Source organism: Tomitella gaofuii (assembly GCF_014126825.1).
GTDB classification, from domain to species: domain Bacteria; phylum Actinomycetota; class Actinomycetes; order Mycobacteriales; family Mycobacteriaceae; genus Tomitella; species Tomitella gaofuii.
This window is the reverse complement of record NZ_CP059900.1, coordinates 3,551,496-3,566,499: the sequence shown is the minus strand read 5'-3', so window position 1 is coordinate 3,566,499 and position 15,004 is coordinate 3,551,496. Positions and strand designations below refer to the sequence as shown.

Below are 15,004 nucleotides of genomic sequence, written 5' to 3'. Positions count from 1 at the left end.
ATCTGCGGGCGCAGTGGTGGAGGAACAGGCTGACGCCGTTCACCTGGGCCGGTAGTGGGCATAGAGCAGGCCGCTGTCGTCGAACGAGCGGTGCTCGACCAACGCGAGGTTCAGGCGGACGCCGTCGGGGAAAAACCGTGTGCCGCTGCCGACCACACTGGTGGTGATGAATAGGTGGTATTCATCGACCAGTCCGGCCGCGATCGCCTGGGCCGCCAGATTCGGCCCGTCGACGGTGAGATCCTGCGCGGACGCGGCCTTGAGGGCGCGCACCGCGTCGGGGTCGAAGCGGCGCTCGATCCGCGTTCTTTCGCTGGACACGGACTCCAGGGTCGTGGAGTACACGACCTTCTCCGCGGCCCGCCAATCGTCCGCGTACTGCAGGATGTGCGGCGGCAGACCCGGTGTGGTGTGTGCGGTCTCCCAGAACGCCATCGTCTCGTACATCCGCCGGCCGTAGAGATAAGGTGCCGACGGGGCGGAAGAGGTCGTTGATGAAGCGGTGCACCTCGGGGTCTTCGGCGGCGCCGAGGCCGATGTCGCCGTCGTCGGTCTTCACGTAGCCGTCGAGCGAGGTGATCATCGAGTAGATGAGCTTGGCCATGACGGTCTCCAATCGGGGCCGGTTGCCGGCTAATCGGCGGTGCGCTTGGCATACGCGCGCAGCGCGAACGGGGCGAACGTCATGGTGAGCACCACGGTCCAGATGAGGGTGGTGATCACCGGGTACTGCAGCGGCAGGGCGGAGTCGGGGCCCGCCGCCGGGCCGTTGCCCCACAGCACGCGCAGCGATTGCACCAGTGACGACACCGGGTTCCACTCGGCGATGGTGCGCAGCCACGTCGGCATCGGCGCTGTCGGGACGAACGCGTTGGACAGGAACGTGATGGGGAACAGGGTGGCGAACATGAACCCGTTGACGGCCTCCACCGAGCGCAGCCACGAGCCGATGAGGATGCCGAGCCAGATCATCCCGAAGCCGAACAACAGCACCAGGGCGAACGCCAGCAGCGCCTCGGCGGCCGAGTTGCGGATGCGCCAGCCGATGGCCAGGCCGGTCAGGGCCATGACGACGATGCCGATGGACGAGTGCAGCAGGCTGGCGATGCTGCGCCCGATGAGCACCGACGAGCGGCGGATGGGCAGCGAACGGAACCGGTCGATGATGCCCTTGTCCAGGTCGGCGGTGATGCCGGTGGCGACGATGAACGCGGTGAACACGATCGTCTGCCCCATGATGCCGGGCAGCAGGAACTCCTTGTAGGAGGGGCCGCCGGTGTTGGTGATGGACGCGCCGAACACGTACGCGAACAGCACCACGAACATGACCGGCTGGATGGTGACGTCGGAGAGCATCTCCGGCATGCGCTTGGTGTGGATCAGGTTGCGGCGGACCATGATCCACGACTGTTGCCAGAGTCCCGTGGGTGCGGTGTCGACCGGGCCGGTGGTGGTGAGCTCCGGTGGTGCGGTGGTCATGAGGGCTCCCGTGCGGTGTCGTCGTCGGCGGAGTGGCCGGTGAGGGAAAGGAATACGTCGTCGAGGCTGGGACGTGCCAGTCCGATGTCGTCGACGGCGATGCGGTGCGCGCCCAGCCGCTCGGCCACGTGCGTGAGGTCGTCGAGCCCGTCGGCCGGCGTCGTGAGCCTGCGGGCGGTGTGGTCGACGAACACCTCGCCGCCGGACTCGCGCAGCACGGCCTCGGCCGCCGGCACGTCGTCGGCGTCGGTGAGGGTCAGCACCAGGCTGGCGGCACCGGCCTGGTCCTTGAGCTGGGCAGGCGTGCCCTCGGCGATCACCCGCCCCTTGTCGATGACGATGATGTTGTCCGCCAGCTGGTCGGCCTCCTCGAGGTACTGGGTGGTGAGCAGCAGCGTGGTGCCCTGGTCGACCAGCCCGCGGAGCATGTCCCACAGCTCCTGGCGGCTGCGCGGGTCCAGGCCGGTCGTGGGCTCGTCGAGGAACAGCACCGGGGGCGCCGCCAGCAGCGACACGGCCAGGTCCAGGCGGCGGCGCATGCCGCCCGAGTACGACTTGACCTGCTTGTCGCTGGCCTCTTCCAGCGAGAACTGGGCCAGCAGTTCCCGGGAGCGCCGGGCCAGGTCGCGGCGCCCGATCCCGTACAGCCCGCCGATCATCCGGAGGTTCTCGCGGCCGGTGAGGATCTCGTCGACGGTGGCGGCCTGACCGGTGAGCCCCATGTTGCGGCGCACCTTGTCCGGCTCGGTGCGCACGTCGTAGCCGGCGACGCGGGCGGTGCCGCTCGTCGGTGGGGACAGGGTGGTCATCATGCGCACGGTGGTGGTCTTGCCGGCCCCGTTGGGGCCGAGCAGCCCCAGCACGGTGCCCTGGGGGACGGTGAATCCGACGTGGTCGACGGCGGTGACGTCGCCGAACCTCTTGACCAGGTCCACCGCCTCGATGGCGATGGGCCCGGATTGCCGGGGACCGCCGGTGCGGAGCGTGCTTGTCAGCGTGGGTGTCATTGCGGCCTCGGGGGTGTAGGGCGGAAAAGTGCGCACAGTGGTGGACCGTCCGGGCCGCGGAGAATCATCGGCGGGTCATGTGACCGCGTACAGGACGATCACGAGGACCGGCGCCGCGAGGTCGTACCAGAAGATGAACCCGGCGTTGCCCGGCGCGAAGTTGCGTTCCACCACCATCTCCTTCACGTGGCCGACGGCGGCGCCGAGATAGAAGACGGCGAACGCGATCACCGCGGCGAGCTGGAACTGCCGGTCGAACCCGCTGCCCGCGAGGATGCCCAGTACGCCCATGCTCACGCCGGCGAGGCCGACCTCCCACTGGAACGGGCTGCCCTTGCCCCAGCCGATGGACTCGGCGACGGGGTCGGGGAACATCAGGTGCCCGCAGCCGACGACGAGCGAGTTCACTCCGGCCAGCCACGTGAGCGCGTTGAGCAGGCTGTGATCGGCGAAGCCGGACGTGCCGGACGCGGCGAGCTGGACGATCTCGGCGATGAGGAAGCCCGCGACGCCGATGAACGTGGTCATCCCCAGCAGTCGGAGCAGCAGGGGAGGAGCCTCGTCCGGCGCCGGTGCCGGTGCCGGTGCCGCGGGTGTGCTGGTGAAACGGGTGGGTCGAGTGTGTGTCATGGCGGGTCCCAGGGGTGCGGGTGAGGGGCGGGGGTGTGGCGGCCGGAGCGGTGACGCTGCCGGGGGTGGTGACTCTGCTGGGGGGCAGTGACTCTGCCGGCGCTCAGGCGGCGGCCGGGTCGGCCTCGGCCGTCACGTTGACCTCCGGACCGCTGGCGCGGTCCGCGTCGGCGAGTGCGGGTATCTCGTAGTCTTCGCGCAGTTCCTCCAGCGGGCGCGGTGCGACGGTGAAGAACCGCCAGCGCGGGTCCAGCACGTCCACGCTCTGAGTGCGGCCGCGCTGCCACGCGACGAGGAACTTGCGGGGATCCAGGGCGCCGTGCTGGGCGCCGATGCCGTTCACCTCGACGCCCACGTGCCATTGCAGGATCACCGGCAACAGGTGCGCGGCCAGCGCGTCGCGCCCGTGCATGCCGCCGGTGAAGGTGCTCACCAACAGCTCGCCCTGCATCGACGTGTCGTAGCCGGAGAGCACGTGCAGGCCGTCGTGCGGGACGGCGAAGGCGTCGCGGAAGGCGCCTTCCTGCCCCGGGAAGCGGAAGCCGTGCCGGCGGAAGTGCACCCAGAACGCGTGCCCGAAGCTCCCGTGCGGATAGGCCTCGAGCCCGGCGAATGCGGCGGCGACGCGCTTGTCGGCGTCGGTGCGCCCCGAGTACGGAAACAGGTCGGGGTCGCCGTGCGGGTCGCCGAGGCCCGGGAAGGTCGCCGTATTGCGGCGGACCATGTCGGCGAGCGCGCGGTCGTATCGTCCCGCGGCGAGATCGGCCACCTGCCCCACCCACGCCGCCTCGATCCCCAGTGCGGCGGCATAGTCGAGGACGAGGCCGAGCCGGTCGGGTTCGATCACCGCATCCGCCAACGCCGCGATGGCCACCAGCTCGCCCGCGCGCGCACGCAGCGCGGGGTCGGCGCCCAGCGCGCGGGGCAGCAGGTCGGGCGGCACCACCGGTACCGGGCCGTCGAGGCGGAGCGTGCGGCCGAAGACCCCCTGCGGGGTCGCGGCGATCAGCTGTGCGCCGCGGCGCGGCGGAGCGGCATCCGGGGCCACGACGGCGGACATCGCCCCCAGCGTCGCGCGAATCTGACCATCGGTGGCCGTGCCGAGTGTGCGGGACTCCATGGTGTCCGTCCCCGGATCAGAGGGGTGGGTCAGAGGCGCGACGGCGGACCGTGCATCGGCGGAACGCCCTCGCGCAGCGCAGAGTGGAGACGCATCGAGCAGACACCGATTTTACACCCGGAGGGGCCCTGGAATCGATGCCGATTTCTCAGTGCGCACCGCCGCCATCGCGCGTCATGAGGCGGCCGGCGCGCGGCGTGCGCGGCGGACGATGATCCCGCGAAGGGGGGCGAACAGGTAGGCGGCGGTGAACACGGCCGCCTGGGTGAGCACCACCATCGCGCCGGAGGCGGCGTCCAGGTGGTAGCTCAGGTAGATACCGGTGACCGAGCAGGTCGCCGACAGCGCCGGGGCGATGAGCAGCATGCGGGAGAACCGGTCGGTGAGCAGGTGCGCGGTGGCGCCCGGGACGATGAGCATCGCCACCACCAGGACCACGCCGACCACCTGCAGCGCCACCACCGAGGTCACGGCCAGCAGCCCCAGCAGGATCGCGGACAGCCGTCGGGTGGACAGCCCGATCGCGTGCGCATGGGTGGGGTCGAAGGCGTACAGCATCAGGTCCCGTCGCTTGACGAGGATCACCGCGGCCGCCACTGCCGCGAGCACGGTGACTTGGACCATGTCCGCGTTCGCGATGCCCAGGATGTTGCCGAAGATGATGTGGTTCAGGTCCACGTGGCTGGGGGTGACGGACACCAGCGCCAGCCCCAGCGCGAACAGGGCGGTGAACACGATGCCGATCGCGGCGTCCTCTTTGACCCGGCTGGTGGCGCGTACCACGCCGATGAGCACGACGGCGAGAACGCCGAACACGATGGCGCCGAGCGCGAACGGGGCGCCGAGGATGTAGGCGAGGACGACGCCGGGCAGCACGGCGTGCGAGACCGCATCGCCCATCAGCGACCAGCCGACCAGTACCAGCCAGCACGACAGCAGCGCGCACACGATAGCGGCGATCACCGTGGTGGCCAGGGCGCGGACCATGAACGGGTACGACAGTGGTTCGGTGAGCATCTCGATCGGGTTCACATCGACTCCTCGTGCCCGGCGTGCGCCGGCCGGTCGAGGCCGAAGGCGTGGGCGATGTTCTCCGGCCGCAGCACCTCGGCGACGGAGTCGTGCATGAGCACGCGGTGGCGCAGCAGCGCGGCCTCGTCCGCCAGCGCGGGCAGGCCGTGCAGGTCGTGCGTGGAGACGATGATGGTGCGGCCGTCTGCGGCGAGGGCGCGCAGCAGCGCGGTGATCGTGGCCTGCGAGCGGGTGTCCACTCCGGCGAACGGCTCGTCGAGGAGCAGCACGTCGGCGCCCTGGGCGATGCCGCGGGCGACGAAGGCGCGCTTCTTCTGCCCGCCGGAGAGTTGCCCGATCTGCCTGTCGGCGTGGTCGGCCAGCTCGACGCGGTCGAGCGCGTCGGCCACGGCCGCCTTGTCGGACCGCCGGGGCCGCCGGGTCGGGCCCAGGCGGCCGTAGCGGCCCATCATCACCACATCGCGCACCGACACGGGAAAGTCCCAGTCGACGTTCTCCGCCTGCGGCACGTAGCCGACGACGCCGCGGCGGCGTGCGGCAGCCGGGGACATCCCGGCGATGCGCACCTGCCCGCTCTCCGGGCGGACCCGCCCCATCAGCGCGTTGAAGAGCGTCGACTTGCCGGAACCGTTCATGCCGATCACCCCGCAGACCCGGCCCGGGCGTACGGCCACCGTGGCGTCGTCGAGCGCCGTCACCGCCCCGAAGCGGACGGTGACCCGGTGGGCCTGCACCGCATGCGGCGTATCGCCGACTCGCGACTGCCGCACCGTGGAACTTTCTGTCACCTGCGTTCTCCTGTCAGCGCGTCTGCGATGGTGTCGGTGTCGTACCGGATCAGGTCCAGGTAGGTCGGCACCGGGCCGTCCAGGGTGCTGAGCGAGTCGACGTACAGCGTGCCGCCGAACTCGGCCCCGGTCGCCTCGGTGACCTGGCGCATCGGCTTGTCCGAGACGGTCGATTCGCAGAACACCGCGGGCACGTCGTTGTCGCGGACGTAGTCGACCACCGCGGCCACCTGCTGAGGCGTGGCCTGGTTCTCCGCGTTGACGGGCCACAGGTACCGCTCGGTCAACCCGGCGTCGCGGGCGAGATACGAAAAGGCCCCCTCGCAGGTGACCAGGACCCGCTGGTCCTCGGGCACGGCGGCCAGGCGCCGGGTGAGGTCGTCGTGGATCTGTTGCAGTTGCCGCTGGTATGCCTGCGCGTTCGCCTGGAAATCGTCCGCATGCGCCGGGTCCAGCTCGGCGAACGCGTCGGCCAGGGTGGCGGCGTAGGCCTGCACGTTGGCCGGCGACATCCACGCGTGCGGATTCGGCCGGCCCGCGTAGGCGTCTCCGGCGATCGCGATCGGCTCGACCCCGGCGGACGCGACGACGTGCGGAGCATCGGCGTCGGCGAGGAACTTGTCGAACCACAACTCCAGGTCCAGCCCGTTGTCGACGATCAGATCCGCGCGCGCCGCTTTGCGCACGTCGCCGGGGGTGGGCTGGTAGCCGTGGATCTCCGCGCCCGGCTTGGTGATCGACTCGACGTGCAGGTGGTCTCCGGCCACCTGGCGGGCGATATCGGCCAGCACCGTGAACGTGGTCAGCACCACCGGTCGATCGTCGTCGCGGCCGCCCGCCCCCGGCGCGCAGCCGGCCAGCAGGGCCACCGCCGCCACCGCCACGACGCTCCGCAATGCGGTCATACGACAACAAAAGTTCGGCATGACGAAAACTCTAGTTCGGAGCCGGTCCTCGGCTGACCCCGGGTCTCGGTCCGCCCGCGGTCAGTGGTGGTGTCCCGCGCCGGCGGTGATCGCGGCGGTGGCGGTGCCGCGGGTCAACAATGCCGCGGTCACGGTGGTCAGCGGCACCGCCAGCACCACGGCGATCGCGCCGACCAGGGCGCGGACCACTTCGACGGCCACCGCGTCGCTGGTGAGCACCGTCGTCAACGAACGCTGCGAAACGGCGAAGATGATCAGCAGCGGCAGCGCCCCGCCCGCATAGGCCAGCACGAGGGTGTAGATGATCGAGGCGATGTGGTCGCGCCCGACCCGCATCGCCGCGGTGAACAGGCCGCGCACGGGCATCGTGGCGTCGGCCGCGGCCAGCTCGAACACGGTCGACGCCTGGCTGATCGTGACGTCGTTGAGCACGCCGAGCGAGCCGATGATGAACCCGGCCAGCAGCAGCCCGGTCACCGACAGGGTGCCCATGAACGCCTGGATCGTCACGTTGTCCTGCTCGGACAGTCCGGTCAGGGCCGTGGTGGCGATCGCCAACGTCGACAGCCCGGCGGCCAGCGCCAGGGCGGTGAGGGTGCCGAGCAGCGCCGCCGAGGTGCGCAGATTCACCCCGTGCGCCAAGTACAGCACGACGAACAGGATCACCGAGCCGGAGACCACCGCGACGGGAACCGGGGCATGCCCGTCGAGCAGGGACGGCAGTGTGAATCCGACGATCACCGTGAGCGCCACCGCGATGCCGGCCAGGGCGCGCAGGCCCTTCCAGGCGCCCACCGCGCACACCACGATGGCCGCTGCGACGGCCCACAGCGCCAGGGGGACGCCCCGGGCGAAGTCCTCGAAGTCGTACAGCGTCCGCCCGTCGGGGCCCGTGGCGCGCGAGAGCCGGATGTCATCGCCGACCGCCAGCTCGGGGGCGCCCGGGCCCTCCGTCGCCTCGAGCAGGGTGCGCATGCCGGCGTCCGGGCCCGAGCCGATGTCGACGAGCACCAGCGTGCACCGCCCTTGAAAGGTCATCGGCGTGTCCGGTGCCGCGGCGAACGCGCGGTGCAGCGAGTCGCTGCCGCACAGGTCCTCGTAGATCTCCGTCACCGTGCCCGCCTCGGTGGGCACTCCGATGCCGGCGGCGATCTCCAGGTGCGGGGGCACCCGCGGTGCGGCCCCCGACGGCCACAGCAGCACGAGCCCGGCCGCGGTGACTGCGGCTGCGACCGCGAGCGCCCCGACCACCACGCGTGCGAACCAGGAGAGCCCTCGCCAGTGCTGCGGGACTCGGCGGCCGCTCTGCCGAATCGGCAGGGCTTTCAGGGCCGACCGGCCCCTGCGTCGGCGCTGCAGGGGCCGGCCCTGCTCGGGGAAGCGGTGCATGGCGAGGACGATACGTTCCGCGTCCTGCGGCTCCGTCGCCTACCCGGAATGATAATCATGTGCAATAAAGTGGTGGACGCCTGTCCGCCAGGGATCTGCGGTGCTGTGTCGGTGCGCGCTGCTGCGGCCCGCTCACGCAGTGATGGTTGAGCCACCCGCGCGGCCGACACCGCGCCGCGGTCAGGCTGATCCGAGGCTGCCCAGCGAACCGAGGGACCCGGTGCCTGTACCGCCGCCGGAGCCCAGGGTCTCGTCGAGCCAGTCGTAGACCCGCTGGTGGTAAAGCGCCCGCGCATGCGACTCGCAGTGCCCGCCCGCGCCTTCCGCCGCGGTGAACTCGACCAGCGTGGCATGGGAGCCGATCGCGTCGCGCAGTGCGGGGGCGCCCGCGCTGAGCGGGTCGTTCTCCGCCGCGGTGAGCAACGTGGGGCAGTCGATGCCGCCCGCGATGGCGCTGATGTCGAAGCGTGTCAGGTCGGCCAGGTAGTCGAAGAGCGTGTCCTTGCCGTGCACCCAGAGGCCGCGCTGGATGATCTGCCAGCGGGGCGCCGCGGGGCCGTTCACGCGCAGGTGCTCCTCGATCGCCGCGAGCTGGGCGACCAAGCGGGGGGACGCGGTCCCCGGGAAGCCCGCGGCATCGTCCGGGGACATGAACTTCAGCAGTGTCCGGCGCTGGTCCAGCGCGCCGGGGTCGGCGATCAACGCGGCGATCCGATGCTCGCCGCACGCGGCGCGTGGCGCCAGGAAGCCCCCGAAGCTCCAGCCGGAAAGCACGATGCTGTCCGCGTCGACGTCCGGTCGCCGCAGCACCTGATCGATGGCGGCGCCCACCACCGTGTCCCAGTGCGGGTGGATCGGGACCCCGTCCCTGATGAGCATGCGGCCCTGTCCGGGGCCGTCGAAGACCAGGATGTTGTAGCCGCGCTCGATGGCGGCGGGGACGTGCGCGAAGAACATCTCCTGCGCGGTGCCGTCGTAGCCGTTGGTGTAGACGACCGTGGGCCGGCGCGCTCCGGAGTCGTCGGGCCGGCAGAAGTAGCCCTGCATCAGATGGCCGTCGAGGGGGATCTCCACCGGCGTCACCGGATACGGCAGCAGCGCCGCGCCGGATTCGAAACACCGGGACTGCTGCTCAAAGGAGGCCTTCAACCGGTCACCGGGCGAGCCGAACAGGGCGAAGGCCGCGATCTGGTGATACGTGGCGGCCCGCAGCCAGGCGCCGCGCGCGCTGACCGCGTGTCCACGTGCGGCGCAGTCCCGTGCCAGCGCCGCGGACCGTTCGGCCACCGCGGTCCACTGCGAGAACCAGGTGTCCATGTCTCCGTCCGGCACCCCGGCGGCCGCCACGAGGATCTCGCCGAAGTCCGCCCCCGCGGCGGCGACGCGCACCAGCGCCCGTTCCGCCCAGCTGTTCCACAAGTCGTTGTCGCTGATCATGCCGGCCACGGAGGCTCCTTCTTCGGTGGTGACGGCGGCCCCGGCGGGCGCTGCGGTGGCGCCGGGGGCCGCGAACAGTCCGTATGCGGCGGGCAACGCGGCTCCCGCTGCGGCGCCCCACAGCACGGTGCGGCGCGGGACGGGGGTGCGATCTGGTCGAGTTTTCAATCCGGGCCTCTTCGCTGAAGGTGAGATGAATTCAGCGTAAGGAGGTGTCGTCGTCGGATCATCTGTCAAAGCGCGGAGAATTCGGTGTCAACCAGGGCGGTTGGCGAAGGCGACGGCGAGCTCGATGCGTGTCCGCAACCCCAGCTTCGTCAGCACATGGGAGACGTGGGTCTGCACGGTCCGGGGGGAGATCCCCAACCGGTCGGCGATCTGCGGGCCGGTCAAGCCCTGACCCACGAGCGCGGTGACGCGGGTCTCGGTGATGGTCAGGCTGTCCCAGCCGCTCGTCGGCTTGCGGCGGGCCGCGTGGGAGCCGATCCTCATCCCACGCGCGCGCAGGCGCGTTGCGACGCGTGCGACGGACGTGGGAGCGCCGGCACCGTCGAAGAGCGCCTGCGCGGCGCGGGCATGGGTGCGTGCACCGCGCAGGTCGCCGCCTTCGGCGGCACGGCAGGCGGCCTCCTCCCACGCGCCGGCTTCCTCCAGCGGCATGCCGAGCGCCCGGAACCGCGCGGCCGCGGCGACGGCGTGCGACAGGGCGTCGGCCGGGTCGGTGTCCGCGCCGGCCTGCGCCAGCCGCACGAGGGCGTCGGTGACCGGGGCGAGAGGGCGGGGAAGCGCCGCCAGCCCGCGCGCGATCCGGTCGACGAGGAGGCGGTCGCCGCGGGCCGCCGCCACGCGGATGAACTCGGCGGCGACGAGCGAGAGCCACAGCAGACGGCCGTCGGCGACCGCCTCGTCCCACAGTGCGGCGGCCAGTCGCGCCGCGGCCTTCCGCTGGCGTCGGGCCTCCAGCAGGGCGACGCGGACGCGGCCGGCCTCCGGGAAGCCGAACAGGTCGGGCTGCCCCATCGCCGTGAAGCGGTCGAGCCGCGCCTCGGCTGCGGCGTGGTCACCCCGGTGGACGTCGATCATGGCCAGCGACGAGAACGCCAGCGACGTCCAGCCCAGCTCCATGCGGTCGGACAGTTCCAGCGCGGACTCGAACTGCGCGGCGGCATCGGCCAAGCGTCCTGCGGCGAGGTCGACCCCCGCGGCCGCGAACTGCGAGTACGGATCGGACCACCGGCGTCCGCCGTCCGGGCTGCCCTTGGTGAGCAGATCCGCGGCGGGCCGGGGGCCGCGGGCGTGGAGCTCGATGATCGGCGGCCAGACCTCCGCCGTGCCTCCGGCGTTCCAATGCATCCCGCCGGCCTGCGGCTCACCCGCGGCCAACAGCGCCCACTCGAGTGCCGCGACGGGCCTGCCCGCCGTCATCAGCCGGATCGCGGTGGCCAGCACGCGGGTGGAGGACACGTGCTCGGCGGTCGTCGTGGACGACGCGACCGGCCCGGCATCGGGGAGGCCTGCCAGCGCACGCGCCCAGTCGGCGAGGTCGGCGAGGCGGCCCGCGGCCGACGGAGGCAGCGGCCGCCGAAGCGTCGCCTCGATCTCTGTCAGGGTCGCCTGCACATCACCGAGCGTCAACGCGGTGAAGATGATCAGGCCGCGCAGTGCCACCGCGATCTCGTCGTCCTCCGTCGACTGCAGGGCGCCGCGGGCGAGGTCCCCGGCTTTGCGCAGCTGCCCGGATCCGGCCAGCGCCCGGGCCCGCGCCAGAGTCAGCGATTCCACGTTCTCAGGCATGGCCACCGTGACGGACTCGAGGAGGTCCGCGGCCACCGAGGGCATCGCGGCCAGCTCTCCGCCGGCCGCCTCCAGGACGCGGGCGAGCCGCTGCGGGCCGGCCCCCGCCGCGACCAGGTGATGCGAGATCGTCGTTGCGGGCGCACCGATCCGCTCCAGCCGGGCGGCGCAGGCTTCGTGCAGCACGGCGCGCAGAACCTCCGGTATCCGCCTGTACACCGTCTCCGCATAGAGGTCGTGGCGGAAATGCAGGCGGTCGTCCGCGCCGAAGCGGATCATGCCGGTCTCCACCGCGGCCTGCACCGGCTCGACCATCGACACGGGGCTCTCGTCGGCCAGTGCCGCGAGCTCGGACAGGGCCGTCGGCGCGCCCCACACCGCGAGCCGTTGGACGACGTCGCGGGTGGCGCCCGTCAGATGCGTCAGTTGCGACTCGATGATCTCGCCGAGGGCCGGTGCGGCCGGCGTGGGCATCCCGGCGCGGACATCGGTGACGCCGCCGGCCTCGACGAGAGCGTCGTCGAGGGCCAACTGCTCCAGCATCGCCAGCACGTGCATCGGGTGTCCACAGGCGCCGTCGAGCATGGCCCGCAGCCCCGGCCCCGGAGCGGTTCCGAGTGCGCTGCGGGCGATCTGCGCGACATCCTCCGGCGACAAGGGTTGCAGCGCCAGTTCGTACGCGTCCGGATAGCGGGCCAGCCTGCGCAGTTGCTCACGGGCCGGGAGCGTGCGGTGCGCGACGACAAGGGTCAGCGGCAGCGCCCGGGACGCGGCGGCGAACACGTTGAGCAGGGCGAGGGTCGCCGCGTCGCAGTGGTGGACGTCGTCGAGGGCGAGGACCACAGGGCGGGCCGCGCACAGCGCGTCGACCCGCGCGAGCAGGATCTCGTCGGCGTCGGGCGGAACCGGTTCGCCGAGCGGCATCCCCAGGGTGCGCGCGAGCACCTCGTACGGGTAACGGTGCGCAAGCTCGTCGGCCGTCCCCCGAAGCACGTGGACGCCTGCGGCCTCTGCGATGACCGGGGCGAGAACGGAGTCCAGCGTGAAGGTCTTGCCGATTCCCGGTGCGCCGGTGACGACGAACGTGCGGGATTCCGGGGAGGAGCCCGGCCCCTCCGTCACCGCGCGGCGCAAGGCGGCGGAAAAGTTGTCCACGGCAGAAGATCTGGTCAGAGCTTCCACGACACACCGCACAAGGCCTGGCGCATGACCGGCAGCCTACCCGACGTGTGTCCCCCCGTTGCCTCGTCCGGCGCGAGCGCCGCGCGTCGACGACGGGATGCCGGGCACGGTCGCTGCAGGCGTCATGCCGGTGTTCGGGCGTGCAACGAGGTGCACCGGCGGCCGGCCCGTGATCAGAGGCGCCACTGAGGTGAGGTCGCACCGCGGCGACGCCGGGAGCAGCGGCCGCAGCGGGGCCGACATCGAGGTCACGCACGACCGACGTCGACGGACGTGCGCCGGAGCAGGACGACGGCCACGAGTCCCGCGACGCACGGGAGCAGGCCTGCCCAGCCGAGCAGCGGCGGCAGTCCGACGTCGCCGGAGGTGTCCGTGACGACGAGACCGGCGATCGCGAGGCTCGTCGCGGCGCCCCACGTTGCGGCGCACGCCCACCGTGCCCAGCGCTTGCCGGTGCGGACGGCGCGAATCGCGCCGAGCCAGCACGCGACGCCCACGCCGCCGAGGGCGGTGAGCAGCACGAGGTAGGTGTGCGCTGCGGCGTCGATCTGCGTTGGTGAATACGCGGGGTATCCGGATCGGAGATGCCCGGCGAGACTCGTCGGGCCGCCTGCGCGGTCAGCGTAGGCGACGATGACGGCGAGGACGGACAGGATCAGGCCGGCATACATCGCCCTGAGAGCGTGGCGCTGCGGGCGCGCTGCAGGTTTCACGGGGTTCCCATCGTTGTGTACGGCGTGACGTGTGGGCGCAGCAGGCGCGGCCGAGGGGGCGGTGCGCGCCGTATCGGCGTCGCGCCGGTGCCGGGCAGCTCCAAAGACCGCGATCGCGGCGGCCACCGCCGGCAGCGCCGCGCAGAGCGCCAGGCCGAAGGCGAAGCCGTCGGTGAGCGACGCCGGGTGACGACAGCCCCGGTGCGCGCCGCGGCCGCCGTGCCCAGCACGGCCAAACCCAGGGCGGCGCCGATCTGGCGAGAGCTGTTGAGCAGGCTGGACGCGGTACCCGCCTCGCCGTCCGCGACGCCGGCGGTCGCGGCGGAGGCGACCGGTCCCAGACACAGCCCGATTCCGAGGCTTGCCACCAGCGACGGGCCCAGCACATCGGTGAGGAACGCGCCGCCGGGGTCGATGCTTCCGAACCAGGCGAAGCCGGCGGCCGCCAGCAGTGCGCCGCCGGCCATCAGGGCCCGGGGCTGGAGTCGGTGGCCGACCCGGATGGTGACGGCGGAACCGGCGATCACACCGAAGCCGAAGGGGAGGATCTCCAGCCCCGTGACCGCCGCTCCGGTGCCGAGCCCCCGCTGCAGGTACAGCGACACGAAGTAGAAGCCCGACGCGATGGCGGCGCCGATAAGCAGGTTGAATGCGTTGGCGCTTGCCACAGGACGGTGGGCAAGCAGGCCGAGGCGCACCAGCGGCTCGCGGGTGGTGCGCTTTTCCATCACGGCGAATGCGGTGAGCAGCACAGCCGCGCCGACAAGTGCGGCGACGGTGAGGGGCGAGGCCCAACCTCTATCGCCGCTGACGACGATGCCGTACACGAGCAGGCTCGTCCCGCCTGTCGCCAGCACCGCACCGGCGATATCGATACGCCCCGCCGGGGCGGCGGGACGGTCGTCGGCGAGGGCCCGTAACACCAGGGCAACCGCAATGGCGGCCATCGCTGCATTGACGACCATCACCGCGCGCCAGCCCAGGAACTCGGTGACCACGCCGCCGATGAGTACGCCGAACGCGCCGCCGGCGGCGTTCACAGCGCTCCACACCCCGAATGCCCGGGTGCGCGTGCGCCCCCGCGGGAAGGTCGTCGTCAGGATCGACAACGCGGCCGGCGCGAGCGCGGCCGCGCCGGCGCCCTGCACGGCCCGGGCCGCCACCAGTCCTGCGGCGTGCTGGGCGAGGCCCCCGGCGAAGCACGCGAGACCGAACACCGCGAGTCCCGTCAGTACGACCCGGCGACGGCCGAACCGGTCCGCCGCCTTGCCACCGAGAAGGAGTAGCCCGCCGAACGTCAGCGCGTAGGCGTCGATCACCCACGTCACCCCGGTCCCGCGGAAGCCGAGGCCGTCGGCGATCTGCGGAAGCGCGACGTTGACCACGGACAGGTCCAGGGACACCAGGAACTGCACGACGGCCACCGCTGCGAGGACCATTCCCGGCCGTGCACCGGGACGGCGGCGCGGGTGGGTGGGCGCGGGGGTTGCGTGGAGGGACATGACTA

The 15,004-nt window shown here is 71.9% G+C and carries 13 protein-coding genes; all 13 read right to left on the bottom strand.

The annotated features are described in order from the left end of the window. Positions 1 to 39: 39 nt before the first annotated feature. Positions 40 to 447, bottom strand: coding sequence for a dihydrofolate reductase family protein (locus tag H4F70_RS16590; protein ID WP_235681171.1), 408 nt, complete (start codon positions 445 to 447; stop codon positions 40 to 42). A gap of 186 nt (positions 448 to 633) precedes the next feature. Continuing rightward, entirely contained in the window at positions 634 to 1,479 is an 846-nt protein-coding gene (locus H4F70_RS16585) for an ABC transporter permease (protein WP_182357984.1), read from the bottom strand. Further along, positions 1,476 to 2,486: an ATP-binding cassette domain-containing protein gene (locus H4F70_RS16580; RefSeq protein WP_182360469.1), complete on the bottom strand. Its 1,011-nt coding sequence runs from the start codon at positions 2,484 to 2,486 to the stop codon at positions 1,476 to 1,478. Before H4F70_RS16580 ends, H4F70_RS16585 begins: the two co-directional genes overlap by 4 nt. A 75-nt stretch (positions 2,487 to 2,561) precedes the next feature. Further along, complete coding sequence (locus tag H4F70_RS16575) at positions 2,562 to 3,116, bottom strand: DUF6790 family protein (protein WP_235681170.1); 555 nt, start codon at positions 3,114 to 3,116, stop codon at positions 2,562 to 2,564. A 103-nt stretch (positions 3,117 to 3,219) separates the two neighbouring features. Next, the gene (locus tag H4F70_RS16570; protein ID WP_182357983.1) at positions 3,220 to 4,236 is read right to left on the bottom strand and encodes a hypothetical protein; all 1,017 of its coding nucleotides are present in this window, start codon (positions 4,234 to 4,236) and stop codon (positions 3,220 to 3,222) included. A 174-nt stretch (positions 4,237 to 4,410) separates the two neighbouring features. Continuing rightward, positions 4,411 to 5,253, bottom strand: coding sequence for a metal ABC transporter permease (locus H4F70_RS16565; RefSeq protein ID WP_276520932.1), 843 nt, complete (start codon positions 5,251 to 5,253; stop codon positions 4,411 to 4,413). Positions 5,254 to 5,264: 11 nt separating this feature from the next. Further along, positions 5,265 to 6,038: a metal ABC transporter ATP-binding protein gene (locus H4F70_RS16560; protein WP_182360467.1), complete on the bottom strand. Its 774-nt coding sequence runs from the start codon at positions 6,036 to 6,038 to the stop codon at positions 5,265 to 5,267. 14 nt (positions 6,039 to 6,052) lie between these two features. Further along, positions 6,053 to 6,961 (bottom strand): metal ABC transporter substrate-binding protein, encoded by a 909-nt coding sequence (locus H4F70_RS16555; RefSeq protein ID WP_182357981.1) that lies wholly within the window; start codon positions 6,959 to 6,961, stop codon positions 6,053 to 6,055. Between the two features lie 81 nt (positions 6,962 to 7,042). Next, positions 7,043 to 8,371, bottom strand: a complete 1,329-nt coding sequence (locus tag H4F70_RS16550; protein ID WP_182357980.1) for a YibE/F family protein — start codon at positions 8,369 to 8,371, stop codon at positions 7,043 to 7,045. Positions 8,372 to 8,551: 180 nt separating this feature from the next. Next, the gene (locus tag H4F70_RS16545) at positions 8,552 to 9,976 is read right to left on the bottom strand and encodes an alpha/beta hydrolase family protein (protein ID WP_182357979.1); all 1,425 of its coding nucleotides are present in this window, start codon (positions 9,974 to 9,976) and stop codon (positions 8,552 to 8,554) included. 87 nt (positions 9,977 to 10,063) lie between these two features. Continuing rightward, positions 10,064 to 12,757: a helix-turn-helix transcriptional regulator gene (locus H4F70_RS16540; protein ID WP_182357978.1), complete on the bottom strand. Its 2,694-nt coding sequence runs from the start codon at positions 12,755 to 12,757 to the stop codon at positions 10,064 to 10,066. Positions 12,758 to 13,032: 275 nt separating this feature from the next. Beyond that, the gene (locus H4F70_RS16535) at positions 13,033 to 13,497 is read right to left on the bottom strand and encodes a hypothetical protein (protein ID WP_220471724.1); all 465 of its coding nucleotides are present in this window, start codon (positions 13,495 to 13,497) and stop codon (positions 13,033 to 13,035) included. Then, entirely contained in the window at positions 13,494 to 14,999 is a 1,506-nt protein-coding gene (locus H4F70_RS16530; RefSeq protein ID WP_220471723.1) for an MFS transporter, read from the bottom strand. The genes H4F70_RS16535 and H4F70_RS16530 overlap by 4 nt, the downstream gene beginning before the upstream one ends. Positions 15,000 to 15,004 lie beyond the last annotated feature (5 nt).